The sequence below is a fragment of the Alicyclobacillus sp. CIJ1 genome (assembly GCF_057538885.1).
Genome location: NZ_BAAJPH010000067.1, coordinates 1 through 21,507, shown reverse-complemented (window position 1 = coordinate 21,507; position 21,507 = coordinate 1). Strand labels below are relative to the sequence as shown.

Sequence of the window (21,507 nt, the reverse complement as noted above, 5' to 3'; positions counted from 1 at the left end):
CTCATTCGTCTAACACGAAACCAGCAACTTCCGGTGTATGGATCTCGTCATCGCCTGCGTCGTCATCCATGACGAATCCCTGCTGCTCCTCGGCGCTTTCATCACCGTCACCTTCGTTCACGGTGACGTCCAAACGGATGTTGTGCTCGTACTGGTCGATGGCCAGCCAAAGCTCCCACAAAGCCGTGGCAAATGTCGTGTGCTTTGCTGCCACAGGGATCCCGGTCGTCATGGCCTCATATGCTGCTGCGCCAAAATCAGGGATGACCATGTGCGCTTCTGAACCCACTTCAAGCCCATAGGGAACGCGATTCACCACGAGCCAATACGTTTCATCTTTGACGACGGGTAAAGCCTTCGCGGGATCGCAGTCCTGCACCAGGATCACTGCGTCCGCATCCGACACTTCCGTTGTGGTGTCGGAGGTGTCGATCACCCAGACCTCTCCTCCATCCGCCTCCGTGGTACCGAACACCATGTCGCGATAAGGTGGCGATACCCACGTCGCCAGCGGGCTGGCACTGGAAGCGCTGAGAAGCTTCGCTTTCACTCCGCGGGACACAAGCACGTGGAAGAGGTTCCAGGCCAGAAACGTACCGCCTGCCTGTCGGCTCGACACCACCTGTACCTTGAACGGCGCAGGTGTGTATCGCACCGGTGGCGAATCCAGGTCGCGAACCAAAAAAGCCAATACTTGAGATGCCGTGAGTCGATTCAGGACGGGAACCACCATGATGCGATCATCTGGGAGTCCCAGTTGCCGCGCTTTCTTCGCGATTTGTTGCGTGCCCGCCACAAGCTTCACTGGCACCTTGGCCTGCAAAGCCGCCTTCGCGTGCGCTAATTGTGTGACCAAAGCGAGATCGGCCCCATCGGGCGTCTCCACCCATTCCACGCCAGGAAGCGTGGAATGAATCCACGCTTCCGCAGAGGTATCCCCTAAAGCCAAGTACACCTTCATCAATTCACACGTCCTTTCAAAGCGCGAGACGGCAGAAACGTCACCGTCGCTCTTTCTGGAACCTCCATGATTTCACCTGTGTGTGGATGTCGAACATGACGAGGAGCTCGCACAACATAGCGAAACTTGCCAAGAGGAGGCAACCACACGTCTTCGCCTGCCTGAAGTCGCTCCGCGACCACTTCACAGAGCGAATTGAGCGCTTGCCACACCTGCTTGTGTTTCATTCCCGTCCGTACTGCGATTTCTGCGACGAGTTCCGATTTATTCATGATTCATCCCCCCATGAGATGAAGGCTTGGCATGCAAAAATAAAAAAGCCGCCCGTTGGCGACAACAATCAAACTTTTTACTGTTGATAGGAGGACAGCAACGGATAGACTTCGAATTTAAAACCAAATCCCCGAGAAAATCCAGACTACTGTTAATAGTGCAATCCAGAACAGAGCATACCATTGGGCAGCGACACTCATAACCGATACGGGGGTGCCTTTTTTAAAGTGGTGTATTCGACAATAAACTGCCCACACCAAAACCAACAACGAACTAAAAACTACCATATGTGAATTCTCCTTTCATAAGGTAGGTGCTCGAAGTGATCCGTTGGTTTATACAATCTTTATCAGAATTATTTATCTATACTTCTGGTAAAAGAAAGTTCTATATGAGAAAGAAAGTATTACAACTTAACCTACTTGTCCTTGGAACTCCTTTCGCTTTATTGGCTACGTGGGTCGCCATTTCGGTAGGAAAGGCAACGTTGTTTTTGATTCCGTTCCCTCCCAGAAATTTGGCAGAGCTTATTTTATCTATTCTTTTTCTTGTGTTTATTCTTGACATTTATTTCCTCAGCACAATTCTTGCTGGCCTCGTCGCAAGAGTTTGGTTCTATTGCAAGGATAAAAAGAAAAGAGAGCACAACCCAAAAAGTTATAAACAAAATTAATTCTACCAAACTATCACCGTGAGTGAGAATGGGATGCAAATGCCTCGTGCGTATTTGTCGAAACTGATGTATCATCGACAACAAAAATGGATCATAAAACCCCATTTTTGTCCTCCTTTCACCTCTATGGCATACCCAGATGGAAGGCAAGCCGAACACAAGCCGCCCGTCGGCGGCTCAGTTGGTATTGAGATACGCGATGAACTGGTTGGTCGCGCCCTGGGCCAAGGTGTACGTCGTCGTCAAAGTCTGTTGCGAAGATGGCCCCGCAATCGTCTGACCTGTCGTGACATCCACAATAGACAAGGTCTGGTTGGGCGCAAGCGGCGCATTCGCCTGGGCTGTGAGCGTCACGCTCGTGTTACCCGGCGCTGTCGAAACCGGCGTCGCGGTAAGCGTTACGGACGTTGCGCCCTGCACTTGCACTGTTGTGGTCGAACTTTGACCATAGACTGACGCCGTGATCGTGTATGTACCTGCTGTCGTTGCCGAAAACGTCGTCGACCACTGCCCCTGCGCATTGGTCGTGACGTTGGCCGCTGCCAAGTTCCCGCCGCTTGCCTGCAACGACACGGGGATATTGGCCACGCCGCTGCCATTTGCCGTGACCTGACCGCTCACTGTAATCGTCTGCCCGATATTCGCAGGTGACGGAGACGCTTGAATACTGACTTGGAAAGATTCCCACGTAATTTGGACGGGGGGCGACGATTGAATCGGTGCGCCACCTGACGTCCCGAGGTACAACACATACGTATGGGTGCCTGGCGTTTGTTGACTCACCGTGGCCGAAATCGATTGTCCACTGCCGCCCGTGATCCACTGCCCCGTCGTTTCATCGTAGATCCCCAACTCGTATCCGTTTGTGGATTCGCTTGCGTTGCCTGTCAACGTGGCAGATTGCCCAGCTAATACTTCCGTCGGTGTTCCAGTGAGTGTCAGCGTCATGCCAATGACGCCTGTCTCGATGACGTTCACATTGCCCTCATTGACGCTCACGGTGTATGCCGTGCCGTGTTTTCCCCATAGCATGTAACCAGCTTGGTCAAGCTCCTGCGTAACTTGTGATAACCCGTTTGCTCCCAACACCCAGTAAGCCGCAATGCCTGCGAAACTCATGGTCATCACGGCGATCATGATCAACAGACGAGGCGGCATGTTTTCAGGCCCCGCTCGTCTCCAACGCCAGGTTTTCAAATTTGCCACCCCCAGAGTTATGGTCGTACAACGACCAGAAATAGAGTGGTTGTTAAAGCGGCCCCAAAAAAGAAATAGACGCCAAGCGGCGCCAGGTCTCGTTCTTCCGTTGGAACATGAGGGCCTGCAAGCACCGGCCATAAAGGACGAGACACCAGTGCAGCGACAAGCCCGATCAATAACGGAACAAGGGCCAACAGACCTAGTCCTACGCCCATCAACCCCACCATTTCAGCATCGCCGAGCGCATGGCCATGATCCACGCACCACCAAAGGGCACCAAGTCCGATGCCAAACAGGCACATGGATAACAGGAACCACCAGGCGGCATGGAGCCACGTAGCGTCTGCAACGAGCATGAAGATCGTGAATGCGATCAGTCCCGTTTCGCTTACACGTCGGTACAGAATATCCGTCACCGCGCAGAAAGCCATAAGCAACGTCATGGCGCAGGCATTGAATTCTAGCAGAACCAATTCAGTTCGCAACGCAGCATCACTCCGGCTTTTGAGACCATCCTTGGAACACCATAATTGCACAGTGAATATACGGTTTTTATACAGTAATTGCATCGTCATTGTATTGAATGTTAAATTTCAAAGTCTTCTTCTCCTTCTACGAAAAAGCGCATATTCACGTCGTTGCTCGGCATCCTGGCCCAGATCATTTCCATGCTTCGCCTTCTCGCCTCGTTCTTCGTCACCCAAACCACGCGACGGAAAGACTCATCTAGTTCAGAAAGATTGGTGACATATAATTGGAACTTGCGCCACAATTGACGCGACGTCTCCGTCGCGTTGTCAAACTCCACCCACCAAAACCCTAAAGGCGTACGCAAGGACGCGTCTGGGCGAATCGCGGTTGCACGCAAATCGGCGTCAGTGGCGTGCGTGGTCAGCTTACGCAAAAACCATAGTTCATCACTGGCTTCTCTTGTGTTAAACCACCTCACCCCGTCAAATCCGTGCTTTCGCAGGTAACGCATCAAGATGGCGTTGAGCCCCAACGCATGTGACCATTGCGCTTCCATGGTGATCGGCTTTGCGTCGATCCCTAACATGTGATGTACATATCGCACACCTGCTTCTGTGAGAAAGTACGCGTAGGCCGTACGATTCATCAACCAACCGCCCCGAAGAAGGGGCTCAGAATGAGCTTGTCTTAGGCGTCGAACGTACTTACTGAATGTGCTCGGATTCCATGCGAGAAGAAATTGGGCGTCTTCCCGTAGGATCACGCCTGCGTCATACACCACACCAAGTAACTTCTGTTCAGGAGGAAAATCATTGTCACGCCACTCCAGAATCAATCCAGATCCCACCTCTTTAAGAAATCTGTCACGGGGTTACGCGGGATCTCAGGTGTCTTGAGCGGTTGTGGCTGTTCAACCGCCATAGCGAGGCCTTGCGCTTGCAATATGACAGCAACTTCATTCGCGATGCGTTTCGCCAACTCGTCTATGTGAAGGTGATCCCACTCAAAAGGCGAGCGATCCAATCCGCGACGCAGTGCCGCCTCGATTGCTCGCGAGCGATGACGGGTTGGGAGACTTTGTATCCACGCAATCAGAGTCGGATCCCGGATATAGATGTGAAGCGTGTAAGGCTTCACATGCCAAATCTGTGGTTCTTCAGGCATCATCGTTCCTTCCTCGCTTAGTGAAGAGATGTAAGGCAAAAAGGGCTTTACGTGCACTTGATCCTGTGCAAACATTTTTCTCGTACCCGACGAAGAACCGGTGAATCTGAAATCAGATCGACAATAAGAAATACCCCCCAAATGAAAACGTTACACATGAAGAGGTATTCGAAACAAAAAAGCACTTGATTGATGGGACATGAAGAAGACAATAAAGCCAAAGGTAATCCTGATGCTTGTATCATTAAAAAACCGATGAACATATTTGCCGAGTTGAACCATCTTTTTTTGGCGTCGCCAATCCACAAAACCGCACCCAATATCGCCCAGGCTAGGTTTTCTAGCCATGTGAGTTTGAAAATCCACGCCGATATTTCTATATCCTGTTTCACAATCCATGACCAATGATACGCAAGGCGGAAGAGGGTTTCGTCGATGAGAAATACGCACGTCGAAGCAGCCATTAAAAAGCAACCGTTGATAATTACGCCAAGCAACGGATCAGAACACGCAACACTTTTGATTGAATTCCACTTATTGCTTTTCATATTTTCTGCCTCCTGTGCTTTTGCCCTAGCAACCATTCTTAATTGGTTTCTTCATCTCAGAAAACAAGGAATGCCTTTTTCGTCTATATTCAACATATTCAGTTATCGAATGCTTTACGTTCGCTTTTTCGTTCGCTATCGGCGAACTAAAACATCGCGGATTCGCATGCTACTGATGGATTCTGAAGCCACCCTAGAAACTTTCAGATCTGTTTCCTTTGCCTCGATTGTATTTGGATTAATTGGAACTTTCTTTCTAAATACAATTCCTTCGTCAGATAACACGATCCCTGTTGTGGAAGGAATGATATTCGGTTTTGTTACTTCCTTCGCAAGCACCTTTACATATCCAATCATTGTTAAACAACACGTCCTCAAACGAATTCTCGAACTTCGTAGTAAACGCTCGCCAAACACATGATCTCTTTGTGTTATGACGATTTGTACGGCAAAACGCCGCACCTTCCGGTACGGCGTTTCACCCGTAAAGTTCTTCTGCGCTAAGACCTCGTGACACGCGACGTTTCGATTTGGAGATTTTCGCCTCGTCGTCAGGCCAGTATCCGTGTTCCAAATAGAAGTTCAACCGCTCTTCCGCTTCATGAGCAGGGCGTCCCAACTCTTTCTGCAACTCATAGCCGAATGCACGAAGCTCTTCATACCGTCTGCGAAGCGCGGGCTTGTCGAAGAAATTCACGACGCGAGCATTCGGCGCAAATCCTTCATAAATATCCGGAGGTGGCGCTTGCGTCTCACAGGACTGCGCCTTACCGCTCACGACCGTATACACTGCCGCCACGTTGTCCGGCAGCGCCCGCAGATATTCCGGGGTAAAATGCCCTTGGGTCAAATCCGCCATGATCCGCGCGCTGTCTGCTCCTACGCGAAGCGAGAAGAAATTCCCAAGTACGTCCTTGATCGCCTTTTTCAATTCGCCGCTAAACTGCTCAACCGACTGTGTGATCATCCCAAGGGACAAACCGAACTTGCGCGTTTCGGCGATGATCTTCGCCATGATGTCGGTCTGGACGCGGTGGCACTCATCCACGAGCAAGAAGTGTGTGAGCGACGTGCTTTCCGGCCGCGTCAAGGCAACGTGGTAGTATTGCTCAATCAGCCCACCCATGATGAGACTCATGAGTTCGGGACTTAACGCCTTCACATCGATCAGCAGAATGTGACCTTCGTCCATCCACTGGCGGATCGGCAGCGCATACTCCGGTTGGCCGAAATAAAGCGCCGTGCTGCTCGTGACGAACGGACGCAGGCGGCGTTCCACGGGCGCGTAGTAGTCCGGGTTTTTGGCTTGCGCTGGGAACGTCTGCTCCCAATACGTGCGCACCAAAGGCGATTTCAGACGGCGCAGGACTTGCAGCCGCCAGTTCTCGTCTTTCAACATCGGGATCATGCCAGCGAGGACGTGCTGAACTTCGTCGTCTTCCTTGAAGGCCTGCACACACATGTCAATGATCTCATCAATGCGCGCGCCACCGCCGTATGCTTTGCTCAATGTCGCCACGATGGCCTCCGTCGTCAGGACTTGCAACAGGTTCAGCGCCACCGGATAGTCGCGATTGGAGAACGAGATGTAATGGACTTTCTTCCAAAGCGGGCTGTCCTTCGGCAGCGCCGCCTGGAGACGCGACAAAAAGATGAGCGTCGTTTCTGCTGCTGGGTCAATGAGTGTAAGTCCCGGCTTGGGGTTTTCCGGCGCTTGCGTGACCCAATCGTCCAAAATCGACTGAAGGAGAAAGATAAGCGTTGTCGATTTCCCCGCGCCCGTCATCCCTGTCATCAGGAAGTGCCGCGTAAACTGCGCGTACGGAATCCGCACAAGCCGCGACGCCTGCGTGGGATGGCGAAGATAACCTATCGCCACGCCTTCTGCGAACTCGTCGTCGCGAAGTGTCTTGGCATGTTCACGGATGACGGGCATCTGCGGCCAATCATCGGGAGAGGGCACATGCACGAGTTGCGCCAATTCTTCTGCAGACATGACAAACGGCTTCAGGGATTTCGAGGCTACGAGTTGATTTTCCGCCGCCAGATCCCGCAACGCGCCGAGCATGCCTTGGAAGAACGGTTGCGCCCGATGTTTCTCGTCGCCCTCAAAACGAAGGGTCACGTGAAAAAGGTCGCTCAACTCCTCATAGCGCTGGACGATGCCACCGATCTGTCGTTTTTGGTGGGGCAGAACTCGCGGCTTTTGGGGTTTGGAAGTTGCTCCTTTGTTGGCGGATTTGCCCGTGAACGCCGCACCGAGTTCCGCCGCTGTATCCGCCGCGATCTTGGTCCACGGATTGCCACCAGATTGACGCAGTTCGGGATCAAGACGTTGATGTTCCCGTTTCACCCATCGTAACGCCTCGCGCTCCTCCATGGGGCTGAAGGCGATTTCGACTGCCATGTTCTTGCCCATGGCCCGCAGGAGCGTCACCAGTGGATCCTGCTTCCCATCTCGCGCAAACGGCAAGAGTGCATATCGAGCGGTGACCTCCATCCGCACCTTCGGGTTGAGGCGAATGGTCGGTTTTCGTTCTGCTGGAACTTCATGCAACTCCAACGTAGGTGAAAGTGTACCCTTCACGCCTTGTTCACGATCTTCTGGCACGATGAACCAGAACCATACTTCGCCGTTCACATCCTTCTCGATCCGCAATCGAAACCAAATCGGCCCTTTTTGTCTGCGTTCCGACTTTGTGCGGCGGAAGTGCGACAACCGCGCGAGCCACGCGCTTGCCTCACGCAGGTTGTACACGTGATGGCTACGGGGAATCAGCGCTTTGGGCTGTCCTTCGTAGCGTTTGCGCTCCGCACGCACCTTGTCCTTGTCCCGCCAAACACCATAACCCGCGGCAGCCCCAAGCCCCAATGCCGTTACACCCACGAGGGTGTGTTCTACATTCAGCATCGCCCCTCACCTCCACGCCAACGCGGAAACCACATGCCCGTTTCCGCTTGATACGCGCGGTACGTCGGAAACACACGCGCTAAGACCTGTTCCTCGGCTCGCGCCCGCAAAATCTCCATGCCCACAAATAGTAACCAAAGACCCCACAATACCAGTCGGTTCGCGCCTACACAACTTCCGAACATGCCGAGGCCGTACGCGATGTACAACGGATGACGCACATAGCGATAAGGTCCGTGTCTCACCACGTCATGCGCTTCGGCCAATTGCGAGAAACAGGTTCGAAGCGTGATGAGCGCCCACACCTCAAGCCCTAGCGCCACAAGCTGGATGACATAGGAGAGCTCAAAGCGCCACCAAGGCTCTTGGATCGGGCCGCGAACGCTCCATGCCACCACCACAGGAAAACACGCGACTCCAACGGACGCTGCCCACGCCCATCCACTGCGATGAACTTCTCGTGGTCGCTTGGTTACATTCCTGAGGAGCATCCACGCTTCGATCGCCAACAATACCGCGAACGGCAAAAAGATTGGTACATGCCCCAAGCGCCATGCGTTCCACAAAAGCACGCTGGCCGCTAGTCCCTGCACGACACCTCGAAGCCACATCATACACTCCCACCTGTGACCGTCACACGCATGGGCACTTGCCAATTCACCGACTCGTTTCCGCCCATGATCGCTTGGAATGCTTGAGACAGCCACGAAAGTTCCAAGGTTCCGGTTGCCTCCACCGTGACTTCGCCGCCTTGAACCGTTACTTGCGCTTGCAGACCCTGAAAGAGATTCGACAGATGTTCCGCCTGTGCGCTCGATTGGAATTGTTGTTCTGCGGTTTCCACCGGATCTCCCGTCTCTTGCAAACCAGACGAAAAGTACCCTTGAGCTTCAGACGAATTGGTGAAATCCTGTTCAATTTGAGATTGTCCGGACCATGCGGCCGCTTCGGCTGCCCTGCGGAGCTCGAAATAGCCCACACCCGTCGCCGCCAGCGTCATGCTGAAGATCAAAAGCAGTAATCCGATCGTGGCGTACACCAGCCCCTTAAACACTTCGCCAAAGGCCATGTCACACGCCCTCCGATCCAAAGTAGCTTTCATTCACGTCCGTGGCGGTCGCGGACATGGGCAAAACCGCAGGAAAACTGTTCGGCATCCCCAGGGCCGCAAACAAATCTGTGAAGAGATAGGGCGCATCGTATTGTACCGTGACTTGGACTTCAGGTGAGGCTACGTCCGCAGTCACCTGCACCATCGACGTATTCCAAAGCGTTTGCCCATGATACGTCAGCGGAAGATTGGCCGCCTGCAACGTGCTTTGGACCGCCTGTTCCGCCGAATTTGGATCTCCCGTGATGGAGGCGGCGCGAGCGCCGTTCTCCGCAGCGATACCGATCACATTACGAATATGAAAAAAAGTGACAAAGGTCAGCATCAATCCCACGATCACGAGACCAATTCCTGTATTCACAAGCCCGGCGAAGAGCGCGCTGATTCCCGTTCCACCTCGCCGCCATCTCATGTTCTCCACCTCTACAAAAAACGGGCGAGCCGAAGCCCGCCCGCGCATGTGTGAATTAGGATCCCGACGACCCCGACGTGGCGCTGAAATTCGGGAGCGTGACGTTCCCGACGCCCGAGTAACTGGACGTATAGCCGCCCGACGAGGCCGTGCCGGAAGACTGCGTGATCGAATTCATCGCGTTCTCACCGGAGGTTTTTGCGACGTTAATAAAGTGGAACACAAGCACCACGATGGCCGCGATAAACGCGATCCCCAACAGAATCCCGAAAATCATGAACATCGACTTGCTCAGTGTGGTGTTTTCCGGTGCCGCTTTGCGGAGCCGCAGCCACCGCGCATACACCTTCGACATGTTGATCGTCCTCCCTTATGTACGCAAGCGAAATCGACTATGTAGTAACGGAGAACTTCAAGACCCAAACATGGCGGTGAACGCCTGAATGGCTTCGGGGATGATGTTGTTGTGCAGAGCCAACACAAGCAACGTGGCCCCGCTGGCCGACACCCCGATGCCCGCAATCGCCCAGATGGCGTTCACCATCAAAGCCGTGGTGCCCGTCCCGGCACGACGCCAGCGAAGACAACCGACACGCGTCCAGCGCCTCATCGCCCTCACCTCCTTTCATGTGTTCCTCATTAATCGACGAAGTGGCATGCAAAACTCAGAATCCAATGTGATTCATCAATTGCAACATGTACGAGAACACGGCAAAAAACATGTACCCAAACACCGGGATGCCAAGTCCCAACGTGGTAATCAAACCAATCTTGCTGATCGCTGCATTGTGTAGACGCTCAGCTTCGGCATCCCGAATGCGTTCCTCAATGTCAAGCGATGTAAGCATCATATCGACAAGCGGCGTATGATAGCGCGTGGCTTGAGAGAGGAGTTGGGCAAACTGTGTCGCTTCGGGCAATTTCAGTCGTTCTGCCATGGAAGTGAACGCCTCCACCACGGTCTGCACACGCAATGAAACATTCTCCATTCCCTCCGCAGCACCAATCGCGATACATACGTCACGAAGATAGGGTTTCAGTGGATATCCTGTCACGGACTCCGCAGCCACGATGCTCCGTTCAATGGGAGCGCCCGCCTCCGTCAGCAACGCAATCAGCAATCGGGCTTGGCGTAATTGCTGTTTGAGCAGCAACCGCGAACGTTTGTACAGGCGACTGAGATAGAAATACGGCAGAAAGAAAGCCATGAATGCGATTGGAAAGGCCCACCACAGTCCGATCAACACCAGCACCGCAGTAGCCAGTACAGGCATGGCGAAGGAGATCCGATAGGCGAGATCGGCCCATTCCGGGTGTCCGATTTCCCGCGCGAACCAAACCATCTGACGATGCAGCGTATCGAAAAAACCCTGCTTTGGTTTCGACGGACGAGCAAACACGCCGCGAACGGATTGTCGAAACAGACGCTCCTGCGCTTGGTTTGCATAATAGGTGCCTAACACGGCCACCAAAACCGCTAACGTCATAAGCCCGCCAATCGCAACGGACATGTTCACCCCTCCACCCTCATTGGTGAATGGCAGGCAATCTCTCGAATCAGGTTCCAATCTTGCGCAAGCAGCCATTCCGCCAGATAAGGATCAAATTCAACGCCTTTTTTGGCGTCGATCTCCCGCCTGACCTTTTCCAAAGGCCACCCTTCCTTATACGGTCTTGCTTCCAACAGCGCATCCAATACGTCCACCAGCTTCACCACGCGCGCAACAAGCGGAATGCTTTCGCCCGATACGCCCGTAGGATAGCCCGTTCCGTCCCAGTTTTCGTGGTGATGCAACGCCACATCCTTGGCCCACTGCCAGCCTTTTTCGTCATAGAGCCAGGCGCATTCTTGCTGCACATAGGCTTCGATCTGCGTCAGCACGTCGCGGCCCTTTTGCGTGTGGGTTTGAACGAGTCTGTATTCTTCAGGTGTCAATCGAGCGGGTTTATACAGGATTTCTCGAGGAATCGCTGATTTCCCGACATCATGGACGTAAGCCGCCAGGGTGATGCGCGCAACATCGGCTTGCGACCACTGAAGCGCATCTTTCGCGATCCAGATGGTATACCGCTCGACACGCGCCAGGTGATTGAGGAGTTCAGGGTCACCGTATTCCGCCGCAAACGCAAGTCCGCGAAAAAGCGCGGACTGATAGGCGAATTTCACTTCAAGACTATGTTCATCAAAGACGGGCGCCAAGTAGACACAGGTTCGTCCTTCGATATGTATCGCAAAAGCATGCAACAGGGTAGGTTCCCCGTTCCGGCACCGCATCCAAAGCGTATGTAATCCCGGTTTGGCCAAATCGATGTGTAAGAAATCGCTCGGCAGCCCGCGAATTTCGTCCGGCTTAAATCCCAAGACGGATTCGAGATCGCCGCGCACGGCGTCGATCGTCCCTTGAGTTCCGATCTCAAGTTCCACCATGCGCTGGATCCCCCCATACGATCTCTCCGCCGCCACGGTATTTCCCGTGGTACAAGTGCAGGTCGGCATGCGCCAGCAACTGTTCCAATGTGTCTCCGTGTTTGGGATAACACGCTGTTCCGAATGTAATGTCCAGCCCGTACGTGTCAAGCGGCAGATGATTTTTCAATTGCTGGAGTCGGTGAATCATGCCCTCGTGACATGCACACGCCTCAAAGATCAACACAAACTCGTCGCCGCCTAGCCTTGCTAGCACATCTGAAGGACGTTTACTTTTCTCCAAGGCATGGGCAATGGCGCAGAGCGCCTCGTCCCCCTTTGCATGCCCTTGGGTATCGTTGAGATGTTTGAATTTGTCAAAATCCATCAGAACCAACACGAATTCCGTGGTGCTCAAACTTTTTTGTCGACGCTCAAACCACTCTTGAAGCCCCTTCCGATTCAAGCATCCTGTCAACGGATCATGAGTGGCCTCTTCTTTCAGGCGCTCATGATCGTGCAAGAGCCCGTCGGCCGCCAAGACAAATTGAACGGCCTCCTCTTCTTCCGGCGTTGCGTCCCCACGAAAATAGACCCGATAGACGCCATCTGCACAGTGAATTTCGCGCACTCGCAACACGCTTTTCCAAGCAGGTGATCCTGTGATCACACCGCGCGTGAGCACACCGTCCGTCGTGTCCACTTCTACACCAAACGCCCGCATATCGAGCCAAAAACGCATGTGCGCTTCACGCCACGGCACGCCTTGTGCTAAACGATGGAGAAACTGCACGTATGGCTCCAACATCTGAACTCACGCTCCTCCGTGAACAGGCTGACCGGGTGGCGTCACGACACCTGCGGACAGCCTAGGATCGAGTTCTGCGATCGCGCTCGAAATTTGAATGGGCTTTAGCACGTCGATAAATCCTACAAGATCACCCGCCGCGACGTTCGTAGACACTTGCTGTTCTCCGAGATCCCATTTCATCACCTGATTTTCTGGCGCTTGGATTTCTACAGTCGCGCCGCTTGGCAACGGTAACGAAATGGTCGCGATGTGGGTCTGTGGATTGTCCGTCCACGAGACCACACCGCTAGCTGGCGAGATGATAGGGAGAGAGGGCAACCACTCCGCCGCAAGTGGCGAATTATGATCGTTGTTGTCCGCTTTTACTTCCCATCCGCCTGGCGACGGCGTAAACGTGAGGTTGGCGTCACCAAACAACCAATACCCGTTTTGTCCCGGCAACTGGACAGGCGGCGTATCCATCACGTACGCCGCCGTCATGCGCACCAAGGCGTTAATGTAGTTTTCAATTGCGGCGTAGTCACTTGTTCCGTAGTACTTCGCGCTCGCACCGGGCCAACTTCCGGCCATGAGATAAAGCGTGTGCAAATATTTTGCTCCGGCGTTTAAGGCGTCGTCGGGATCATAAGGCGACGCATAGGGCGCACATCCTTGATTGCCGTTTGCTTGGCACTGTTCGTTCATCACATCCAATTGCTGAGGTTGGAGCGCGGCTTCAGCCGGCGTGCCGATAGGCGCCCATATCCCATCCGCATCCACGCCATAACCACCGTACTGGGTGATCCGAAGCGCATCGGTATCCGGTTCGTCAATCTGCACATAGGGATCGGACCACCCACTCCACGTTTCCGGCTCAAACTGCATAAGCCCCATGGCATGGCTTCCGTCGTAATCCGCGTAGGCGTTCGGTTCCCATGACGATTCGTGCAGCGCTGTGGCAGCGATATACTGCATGGGTACTTGATACGTTTCACTCGCTTGTTGCACATAAGCCACAAACGGCGCTGGAATTCCGTCTGCGGGCGAGACATCTGTGGGAATCTGACCATTCCAGGAAGAAGGCACCGCCGTATTCAACGCATTGCCACCCGCAAGTACCGCCACAAACAGGAGCATGAAAAAGAAAGCTTGCATGCCGACCAGTAGCATCGCTAGAAGAAGGAGAAGCGGCCAGTAACGGCGAGCCAATCGCAGACCGATGCGAAGTCCGATTTTCCCTAGGATCGCCGTCAACTCCGCTTCCCTCCCTTACGCAAGGATCGTCTTCCAAAAGCCTGGAGCATCTACGTATCCCGGTTGCAAATACCATCGCCCATCATGCAAAACGAACACGTCAGGATACCCTCGAACAGCCTCTGCCAGCGGTGTGCCAGGCATCGCATACAGCACATGCGTTGGCATCGGGAGATGGAGAGCCGCATAGGATGCTTTCACCTTTTGTTCCGCTTCTGCAAGTGTCAAGAGCGAGCGCGTTGTCGTGGCGTTCTGGGTGATCGGATATTCGTAGATTTCAAATCCCGCCGCCACCCACGTTGCTTGATCCAACAACCCCTCACGGCTCAGCATCTGTTCCAATCGATGACAATACTCGCACCACGGCGCAAACACGACCACAGGACGATCCAGAGGAAGCTTCACAGCTTCTCCGGACGCCGTGTCGACTTGAGCAGTTTCCAAAGTTTGCACCAAAGACGCAGGGGCCAGCGACAATCCATCCCACGTATCCGAAGTTGTGCGCGCAGAAGACGAGTCGGATGAAACGACGACCTGCGCGTGCGTCGATGTGTGAGACGGCGTATGAGGTCCCCCCATCAGCCCACACGCCGTCACGAACATGGCTGCGCAGCCAACAACCGTCCAAGTCCACCCTCGATTCATCGCGATGTTGCCCCCTCGAAGAACGCCACCCAGTCATGCGCCTGCGATGGTGGCAAGATGCCAGGCACCGCTTCCCAACCGTTGTTCACGCGGTGATACGCGATCGGGACGGGCATGGAGATGCTTTCGTACAGGGTCACAGGACTCGGAAGCGGATCACTTGAGTACCCCGCCTGCTTCCACACTTGCTCCGTCTGGGCTTGGGTCAAGCCCACCCACACCACGGCTGGCTTGCTAGACAACTGCGACCATACCTGTTGAAACTGCGGAATTGCATACGCTGTCAGGGCACTGATGACCAGTACATTTTGCGTGTCGCGTGGCACGGTGACGGGAAGGGACGTCACGTGTTCCAGACGGCTGGCATACGGTTTCAAGTGCTGCGTGACCTGCACGGGCAGTGACTTTGTCGGCACCGGAATTTCTTTCGCTGGAGCAACGGAATGCGTATGGAATGTCGCAGCCCCTGTCGTGGTGTGTGCTACGGGAATGGTATTTGATGCGTTGGAAGTTGGATGAGTTCCACACCCTGTCAATGCGAATGCCCCCATCGTCACAAACGCCAAGCTCCATCCTGTCCATTTGTTCACATTGAACATCCCCTTTCAAACACAAGTTCCTCATCTGATGTGGAGTTGGCAGGCATTTTAGCGATCGATTTTCGTTACCTTTCGCCCTTCGACTTGATACGTGCCAGGGCGAAGGCCGACGAGTCGATAGCGTCCAGGCCGACGCATGCGCCTTGCAGGATGGAAATCCACATGACGACGGCGAAGTTTTACATCTACATGCACGCTGTTTTCGAAATGCCATGTTGTCGGTGAACGAAGCTGAATTCGAACCGGCAATCGCAAGTCTCCTCGCGTCCACCACGCCCGCGCGCACACTCGAAATACACTTCGTCGTCCCCTGCGCCATACCAGCGTTCGCGGTTTCCGCACGAATCCATCACTTACATGACTGCGAAACGGATACGCCACAAAACCATACAAATACTTGACTAACGACTTGCCGTCCGGATCCAGCTTGCGCGCCAACCATGTGAATCCCCCGGCGCTGAGCGTAACTGCGACCCAACGATTCATGAAAAGGTTGATGATGCGATAGGGCGAGGCCATATCCAACATCGCAAACACGATCCATGAGATCGCGAACGTGGCAAGATCGTCCCAATACAACCGGAACCCCAAGCGAACTTTCCGGTCGATATTGGTAATCACCGCTTTCTGCTTGAACAGCTTTTGGTATGTCCTTGGCACTCGGTTTCCCTCCAGACGATCTCAAGGCGAGGACGTCGCCTCGCCTTGAGACTCATCCGGCGATCTTCCCCACAAGCCATTGAACAATGGGGAAGAACACCGTGGGTGCGAGCAAGAAAAAGAGCGCCAGCATGCCAAACACTACGGAGACCATCATGTTGGAATGATCACCCTTCACGTAGTGCCGGAAGAGCCGGTACACGATGACGGCTATCAGCACGACGCCCATAATTGAAAAAATAGGATCCAACAAACTCCACAAAGGGTTGCTGGAAATATCCGAAAGCGTAGTTCCCGTCCCGTTCATTTCCGTGTTCCTCCTTATGTAAGATGCAAGAAACGACAACACGCACCGAGCCATGGCCAAGTCACGGCACCCACCAAACGCCGCGCGGCAGGCAAAAGATGTGCCGCAGCCCGCTGAACTTCCACAGGCGCGTGAAGCAACAGGTACGCAAGAGCAAAAATCAGCACGAATGCTGTCAAGACGACACGAATGACAGTTTCGCCTGCGCTTTCTACGCCGATGGCCAACCACGGAACAGGCGGTTTCACCCACCATGGCAGCGGATAAAGGAGCTGCACGCCCATGGGATTCACCAGATCGATCAGCCAATGGCTCACCCATCCCACCACGATCCCGGTCGCTAACCACTGGGGAATATGAAAGCCCAGCCCGAAGAGCACCAAATAAAGCAACAGGGACGCGAGCAAGCTATGGGTCAACGTCCGATGCCGCACGAACATGGACACGATCGAAGCCCCCGGAAGATGCCGAGAAACCCAGGACTCGGGTTGATCGATGTCCGGCACCGGCGCAACCGCATAGGCTACCGCGGCAGTGGCGACGGCCTGCCACGTGATGGGCGCGTGTTCAGATGCCAAGATGACTTCGGTGAGCGCCGCTGCGAACACAGCGTGCGTGGTATGTATCAAAAAGCCACCCCCTCTCTGAGGAGAAGCGGGGTGGCATGCAAACCACGATGTTTGCTCAGTGACGAAGCGGTTCCTCCATTTGCAATCCGAGTAGTTCCAAGAGTTTGGCCTTGCCTCGGGCATTATAGCGAAACGACGACACTTGTTTGTCGCTATACGGCGATTTGTCTAACACAAACTCGCCGAATTCCGGAGTTTTGAGCCCGTACTGATTGGCGATACGGCCAATAAGATTTGCGCTGACACCGGCTTCTTCCGCGATTTCCGTCGCGGAGTACAGGCGTTCCTTGGCAGGTGGCTGCAAGAGTTCGCGTCCAGCCGCGATATTGACGGCTGCAAACAGCAACGACTCGATCGCCGTTTGGGAAATTTGATCCCGGAACTTCTGCGCTGCGTCGAGCACGACCTTGGCCAGTCGCGCTTGTGCGTTCATCCGCATCACAGCCAACCGTTCTCGTTTGATTTCCTCGTCTTCGGTCGACTTACGATGGGGCATTTCATAGCGACCCGTTTTCCGGAGCGTCGGCAACACGTCGTGGGTGATCCAACGCTTAAAGGCTTTCGCTTCGGGTTTGCGGCTTGCCACGAGTATCAAGCTATATAGCCCGGCTTCGTTCACAACCGTCATGTTTTGCGGGCCACCAAGGGTGTCCACGGTCATGGACGCCCTTTCATCGTCGTCTAACTTAGCGACAGCATCACGGTATTTGCTAATCTCCAAGGCCTCACACACATCCTTCGCCACCCACCAAGGCTCGCCATTGACCACGACCACGCGCACCTGCTTGCCTTCGTACTCAAACGGCAACAACGTATCCATACGATCCATTTGATCAACCTCCCGGCGAATCAGTTGGAATGCCCGTTCTACTTAAACGGCCAATGGCATGCAAAAAAGCCCGCCTGACTGTTCAGGCGGGCCTTACGATGCTTTGTGGGGAAACGAAAGCAGGTTCGATTGCAGTGGCCGAGGCGCGCACCGATCGATCGCCAGCAGGAGGAGCACCGCAAATACGAGGGTTGCAAGCCCGGCCGTCGTGAACGGCCCCCACTGGAAGTACGACACGTCACATGGCGCCGTCATCGAACAAAAAGCCGCATGGACTGCGCGAAGCTGCATCCACCATTGCGATACCGAGACCACCAACCCGGAGGCGGAAGCAAAGGCCACGAACCACGGGACGTCGATCGTCCATCCCAACATTGTGGCAAGTAGCAACAGGCGTTCCGACCAGCACATCACACACGCTTGCCAATGGAGCACAAGGCTCCAGTACGAGCTCACGCTCAGCGCAATCGCGGGAATAACGATTCCGAGACCGCGACGAAGGCGTATCCAAGTCCGACTCATGGATCCACTTCCTCTGCGTCAGCTTGTTGGTTTACGCATTGTCCCTTGGATTTCGATTCCGCCTCGGATCAAAACGAAGCGGTTGACCCATTCGTGCCCGTTGACGCGGATGCTGTGTCGGCCGCGACGAAACGCTCGGAGGTATACGTCGGTTCTCGTCTTGCCGATCACGCTTCCCTGCTGATGTCTTGGAAGCTTGCACAGACTTGCTTTGTTCCTTGGGTTGCAATCGAATCACAGGACCTGGTTTGTGCTGACGGCTTGGAGATTGGGCAGGTGCCAGAGACTCGTCCTGATCACGTTCTGCGTCATGCGGAACCTCGCTTCGGCGGATTGTGGCAGAAGGCACCGAAACGGGATCGGACGCAACAGGTTCAGATGTTCGCGAGAATCCAGAACTGAGCGTTGCGTCAGCTTTCGCCTCGTTCGTTTTCTCCGCGTCATTTACCCTTGCTGGCACTTCGGTATGCGATCCAACGTCCGCGCGAGGATCCCCGATCTTCATGTGAGTGGCGTTCACCTGAGAAGCGGGCGCTGCTTCATGGGCGTGGGCCTCATCCATTGTTACGGTGTGGACTTCATCAGCCATCGGGTCCGTGGCTGTTTCAGAGATTGCCCGATGGCTGGCTTGTGCCGCTTCTGCTTGTGTCGGTGCAGGTGTATCAAAACTCCGCGCCAATGCGCCTGCTTCGTCATAAGCTTCATCCGGACGTTCAGCCGAACGTTCAACGGCGGGCGTTTCCTCACGACGCGCCTTTGAATCAGGAATGTCCGATTCACGAGATCCGTCTTGTGCAACCGGTGAGTTCTCTACCCTCCATTCATCGATGTCACGATGTTCCGAAGACCTCGATTCAGGTTCCGGCGCAACAAACGCTTCAGAAACCAACTGTTGCGATGGAACGTCCTCTTCTCTTGCTCCTTCGCGAGTCGTTTCTGTCTGGTATTCCGCGACATCTGGTTCCTCGCCCGATTCGTCTGTCGTGCGACGTCGCGCCGACGAGACTCCGGCACGGGAAGCAAAGTCCGGGGTCGCAAAAGCATCCGCCAAAGCGGCGACTGCCAGATCCTCTTCCGGTTGACGCCTCAATGGTTCGCCTTTTCGCTGAAGCGCACTATCCTGTACAGAACTTGGGGTTCCGTCTTCTTCACCGCTTTCCGAGCGCGTGCCCGTTGTCTCCGCGACCTCGTCTTTCAAGGGATCCGACACCGCCACGTCTCCATCAGACGCTTGAGCCTTTTCAGCGACATCTGCGTTTTCGGTTTCTGGCACGTTGGCCTCTTCTTCCACAGTCGCAACAGGCTCATCGGAAAGCTGAGACGCTCCCGATTGCACACTCGGTTCCGAGATATTCGTTTTTGACATCACCAACGAACCTTGAGCAGCGTGATCGTCGCGATCATTTTTCAATAAATTAGGTTGAAGTTTCAGGGTGGGCTCTTGAGTATCGTCATCATCGCGACGGACTGACGAAGAAGATGATGGTGCGGGAAATGACGGAGTTGATGACGCTCCGCTCATCGACGCCCCGCCAGTCGCGCTACCAGGGTTCCCCGAACCGCCTGAGTTTTGACCTCCTGACGAAGTCCAGCGCGATGACGTTGTGGAGTTTGCGTTACCCGAAAATGGCGTTCCGTGTCCCCCAGTCCCACCTCCGCGATATGCTGTGCTAAAGGCTGCGCTCAAAGTCTTCTGAACAAGAGAACCGCTGCCTCCATGGTTGTTTGAATTGTCGTCGTCATCTTGCCGCCCTTGGGAATCCCAGCGCCGATTCCAAGCCTCGCGGGCACGACGCCGCCATTCGTCTGCGAGGCTCGCCTGCTTCTCATCACCGTTTGAAGAGATGGCGTTTTCGACGCGCGCCACGATCGGTTGAACAAAGATATAGAACAGTTGGTGACGCATCATGAGTGCCCCCAGAAAGATGAGCCCGCTGGTGATGGCACCAGTTATGAGCGTCGCTTCATCCCCTGTGAGCGACACCGAATCCATCACGATCGTGACGAGCAAAAACGTGATCGCCATGTAGATCACATTGGCGAGCTTGAGCAGTAAGAAACCGAGTGATTTTTTCACCCATTTTTGCACCATCCACCAACCGATCTCAGGCACAAAGCCAAGCGGCAACACGAAGATCCCCATGAACGCGCTGAACAAAAACGCCAATTCTAGACCAAAAAGCATAAACGCCATGAACGCGAGAAACACGAGACACGGCAATCCAAGAACGAACATCACCAGCAAGAAGATGATGTTGTTGTACGGATTGGCGTTCTTGACACTCGTGCTTGTCCACGACGATTGGGCAAAAGGTTGCGATGTGTTCAGGATGTCGTTCAGTAAGCTATCCCGCGCTTGCGCGGTCGTATTCTTCATAAAGAGTACAACCCAGTTGTCGCCAGGCTGAATCGTTGCTGAATCCCCGCTGTCTGTCGTGTAACTTTGTCCCACCGAGGCAGAGGAAACATTAAACTTGGCCAAGTCGTTCGATTCATGCCCAAACTGAGCCAATTCCCAAGGTTCCAGCACATAAATATCCCATGCCGCATCATAGATGGTGCTGGCGCTGAGATCGGCAACGGATTCGATGGCCTCACTCACGGTGTTGTCCAGGTTTTCCGAGAGGTTATTCACAATCTGGAAGATCGCCGAAAAGTGTGTAAAAAACGCGAACAGTAATCCTGCCATCGCCGTGGTGGTGAACAAAGCCGTCAGGATCTTGGTGTTGTGACCTCGCAAGTAGTGCCAAACCATATAGATGGCCACGGCGAGACAGAGAAACGGCAGTAGACGCAGGAAGACATTTGAATACGCCTGCGAAAACGACACGCCCATCCGCTTCGCGATGGGGGTCACCAACCACGCTGGGTTCGTGAAGTCCACGGCGATCGTGATCACGATATGAAAGGCCCATGCTAAGCCTTGCGACACCAAATCGGCAATGAAATTGGCTACTTGTTTGATCGCGCCGCCACCAAATAACGTATTCCACCAGCCTTCCGGCGGCAGGGTAAACGTGTAATTGTTAGGCGACGGATGTTGCCATCCTGGGAAGGGAGAAGTGGGATTGGAGTAGCCAAAAAGCGTATTGGACGCCGCGGAAGACGTGACCACTTGATGGATACTCGGTAATGCTCCCG

The 21,507-nt window shown here is 54.2% G+C and carries 25 protein-coding genes; all 25 read right to left on the bottom strand.

What is annotated here, in order from left to right:
- Position 1: 1 nt before the first annotated feature.
- The 25 genes from AC27E8_RS03535 to AC27E8_RS03415 all read right to left on the bottom strand — a co-directional run bounded on the left by AC27E8_RS03535 (position 2) and on the right by AC27E8_RS03415 (position 21,481).
- The gene (locus AC27E8_RS03535; protein WP_487098593.1) at positions 2-961 is read right to left on the bottom strand and encodes a hypothetical protein; all 960 of its coding nucleotides are present in this window, start codon (positions 959-961) and stop codon (positions 2-4) included.
- Entirely contained in the window at positions 961-1,233 is a 273-nt protein-coding gene (locus tag AC27E8_RS03530; protein ID WP_487098594.1) for an HU family DNA-binding protein, read from the bottom strand. Before AC27E8_RS03530 ends, AC27E8_RS03535 begins: the two co-directional genes overlap by 1 nt.
- Positions 1,234-2,084: 851 nt before the next feature.
- Complete coding sequence (locus tag AC27E8_RS03525; protein ID WP_487111333.1) at positions 2,085-3,113, bottom strand: Ig-like domain-containing protein; 1,029 nt, start codon at positions 3,111-3,113, stop codon at positions 2,085-2,087.
- A gap of 8 nt (positions 3,114-3,121) precedes the next feature.
- Positions 3,122-3,592 carry a hypothetical protein gene (locus tag AC27E8_RS03520; RefSeq protein WP_487098596.1) on the bottom strand — a complete coding sequence of 157 codons (471 nt, stop codon included), beginning with the start codon at positions 3,590-3,592 and terminating at the stop codon, positions 3,122-3,124.
- 101 nt (positions 3,593-3,693) lie between these two features.
- On the bottom strand, positions 3,694-4,413 hold the full coding sequence (locus AC27E8_RS03515; protein ID WP_487098597.1) for a replication-relaxation family protein: 720 nt from the start codon (positions 4,411-4,413) through the stop codon (positions 3,694-3,696).
- Positions 4,410-4,745: a hypothetical protein gene (locus tag AC27E8_RS03510; RefSeq protein WP_487098598.1), complete on the bottom strand. Its 336-nt coding sequence runs from the start codon at positions 4,743-4,745 to the stop codon at positions 4,410-4,412. The genes AC27E8_RS03515 and AC27E8_RS03510 overlap by 4 nt, the downstream gene beginning before the upstream one ends.
- Before the next feature lie 44 nt (positions 4,746-4,789).
- Positions 4,790-5,290 (bottom strand): hypothetical protein, encoded by a 501-nt coding sequence (locus tag AC27E8_RS03505; RefSeq protein ID WP_487098599.1) that lies wholly within the window; start codon positions 5,288-5,290, stop codon positions 4,790-4,792.
- Positions 5,291-5,768: 478 nt separating this feature from the next.
- Positions 5,769-8,201 carry an ATP-binding protein gene (locus AC27E8_RS03500; protein WP_487098600.1) on the bottom strand — a complete coding sequence of 811 codons (2,433 nt, stop codon included), beginning with the start codon at positions 8,199-8,201 and terminating at the stop codon, positions 5,769-5,771.
- Positions 8,195-8,602 carry a methyltransferase family protein gene (locus tag AC27E8_RS03495; RefSeq protein WP_487098601.1) on the bottom strand — a complete coding sequence of 136 codons (408 nt, stop codon included), beginning with the start codon at positions 8,600-8,602 and terminating at the stop codon, positions 8,195-8,197. Before AC27E8_RS03495 ends, AC27E8_RS03500 begins: the two co-directional genes overlap by 7 nt.
- Before the next feature lie 209 nt (positions 8,603-8,811).
- The gene (locus AC27E8_RS03490; protein ID WP_487098602.1) at positions 8,812-9,270 is read right to left on the bottom strand and encodes a hypothetical protein; all 459 of its coding nucleotides are present in this window, start codon (positions 9,268-9,270) and stop codon (positions 8,812-8,814) included.
- Between the two features lies 1 nt (position 9,271).
- Positions 9,272-9,652, bottom strand: coding sequence for a hypothetical protein (locus AC27E8_RS03485; protein ID WP_041695765.1), 381 nt, complete (start codon positions 9,650-9,652; stop codon positions 9,272-9,274).
- 127 nt (positions 9,653-9,779) lie between these two features.
- The gene (locus AC27E8_RS03480; RefSeq protein WP_014464529.1) at positions 9,780-10,079 is read right to left on the bottom strand and encodes a hypothetical protein; all 300 of its coding nucleotides are present in this window, start codon (positions 10,077-10,079) and stop codon (positions 9,780-9,782) included.
- Positions 10,080-10,136: 57 nt separating this feature from the next.
- Positions 10,137-10,334, bottom strand: a complete 198-nt coding sequence (locus tag AC27E8_RS03475) for a hypothetical protein (RefSeq protein ID WP_041695210.1) — start codon at positions 10,332-10,334, stop codon at positions 10,137-10,139.
- Between the two features lie 55 nt (positions 10,335-10,389).
- Complete coding sequence (locus AC27E8_RS03470; protein WP_487098604.1) at positions 10,390-11,235, bottom strand: type II secretion system F family protein; 846 nt, start codon at positions 11,233-11,235, stop codon at positions 10,390-10,392.
- Between the two features lie 2 nt (positions 11,236-11,237).
- Positions 11,238-12,152, bottom strand: coding sequence for an HD-GYP domain-containing protein (locus AC27E8_RS03465; RefSeq protein ID WP_487098605.1), 915 nt, complete (start codon positions 12,150-12,152; stop codon positions 11,238-11,240).
- Entirely contained in the window at positions 12,139-12,939 is an 801-nt protein-coding gene (locus AC27E8_RS03460; protein WP_195867053.1) for a GGDEF domain-containing protein, read from the bottom strand. The genes AC27E8_RS03465 and AC27E8_RS03460 overlap by 14 nt, the downstream gene beginning before the upstream one ends.
- A 6-nt stretch (positions 12,940-12,945) precedes the next feature.
- Positions 12,946-14,175, bottom strand: coding sequence for a transglycosylase SLT domain-containing protein (locus AC27E8_RS03455; protein WP_487098606.1), 1,230 nt, complete (start codon positions 14,173-14,175; stop codon positions 12,946-12,948).
- Between the two features lie 15 nt (positions 14,176-14,190).
- Positions 14,191-14,820 carry a hypothetical protein gene (locus tag AC27E8_RS03450; RefSeq protein ID WP_487098607.1) on the bottom strand — a complete coding sequence of 210 codons (630 nt, stop codon included), beginning with the start codon at positions 14,818-14,820 and terminating at the stop codon, positions 14,191-14,193.
- Positions 14,817-15,236, bottom strand: a complete 420-nt coding sequence (locus tag AC27E8_RS03445) for a hypothetical protein (protein ID WP_326832520.1) — start codon at positions 15,234-15,236, stop codon at positions 14,817-14,819. The genes AC27E8_RS03450 and AC27E8_RS03445 overlap by 4 nt, the downstream gene beginning before the upstream one ends.
- A 231-nt stretch (positions 15,237-15,467) precedes the next feature.
- Positions 15,468-16,079: a TcpE family conjugal transfer membrane protein gene (locus tag AC27E8_RS03440; protein WP_014464538.1), complete on the bottom strand. Its 612-nt coding sequence runs from the start codon at positions 16,077-16,079 to the stop codon at positions 15,468-15,470.
- 52 nt (positions 16,080-16,131) lie between these two features.
- Positions 16,132-16,386 carry a TcpD family membrane protein gene (locus tag AC27E8_RS03435; RefSeq protein ID WP_195867048.1) on the bottom strand — a complete coding sequence of 85 codons (255 nt, stop codon included), beginning with the start codon at positions 16,384-16,386 and terminating at the stop codon, positions 16,132-16,134.
- 14 nt (positions 16,387-16,400) lie between these two features.
- The gene (locus tag AC27E8_RS03430) at positions 16,401-17,015 is read right to left on the bottom strand and encodes a metal-dependent hydrolase (protein WP_237699862.1); all 615 of its coding nucleotides are present in this window, start codon (positions 17,013-17,015) and stop codon (positions 16,401-16,403) included.
- Positions 17,016-17,070: 55 nt separating this feature from the next.
- Positions 17,071-17,844, bottom strand: coding sequence for a BRO-N domain-containing protein (locus tag AC27E8_RS03425; protein WP_041695214.1), 774 nt, complete (start codon positions 17,842-17,844; stop codon positions 17,071-17,073).
- 93 nt (positions 17,845-17,937) lie between these two features.
- Positions 17,938-18,366 carry a disulfide bond formation protein B gene (locus tag AC27E8_RS03420; RefSeq protein WP_041695215.1) on the bottom strand — a complete coding sequence of 143 codons (429 nt, stop codon included), beginning with the start codon at positions 18,364-18,366 and terminating at the stop codon, positions 17,938-17,940.
- Positions 18,367-18,397: 31 nt separating this feature from the next.
- A complete protein-coding gene (locus tag AC27E8_RS03415) occupies positions 18,398-21,481 on the bottom strand; it encodes an AI-2E family transporter (RefSeq protein ID WP_487098608.1) in 3,084 nt (1,027 codons plus the stop codon).
- Between the last annotated feature and the right edge of the window lie 26 nt (positions 21,482-21,507).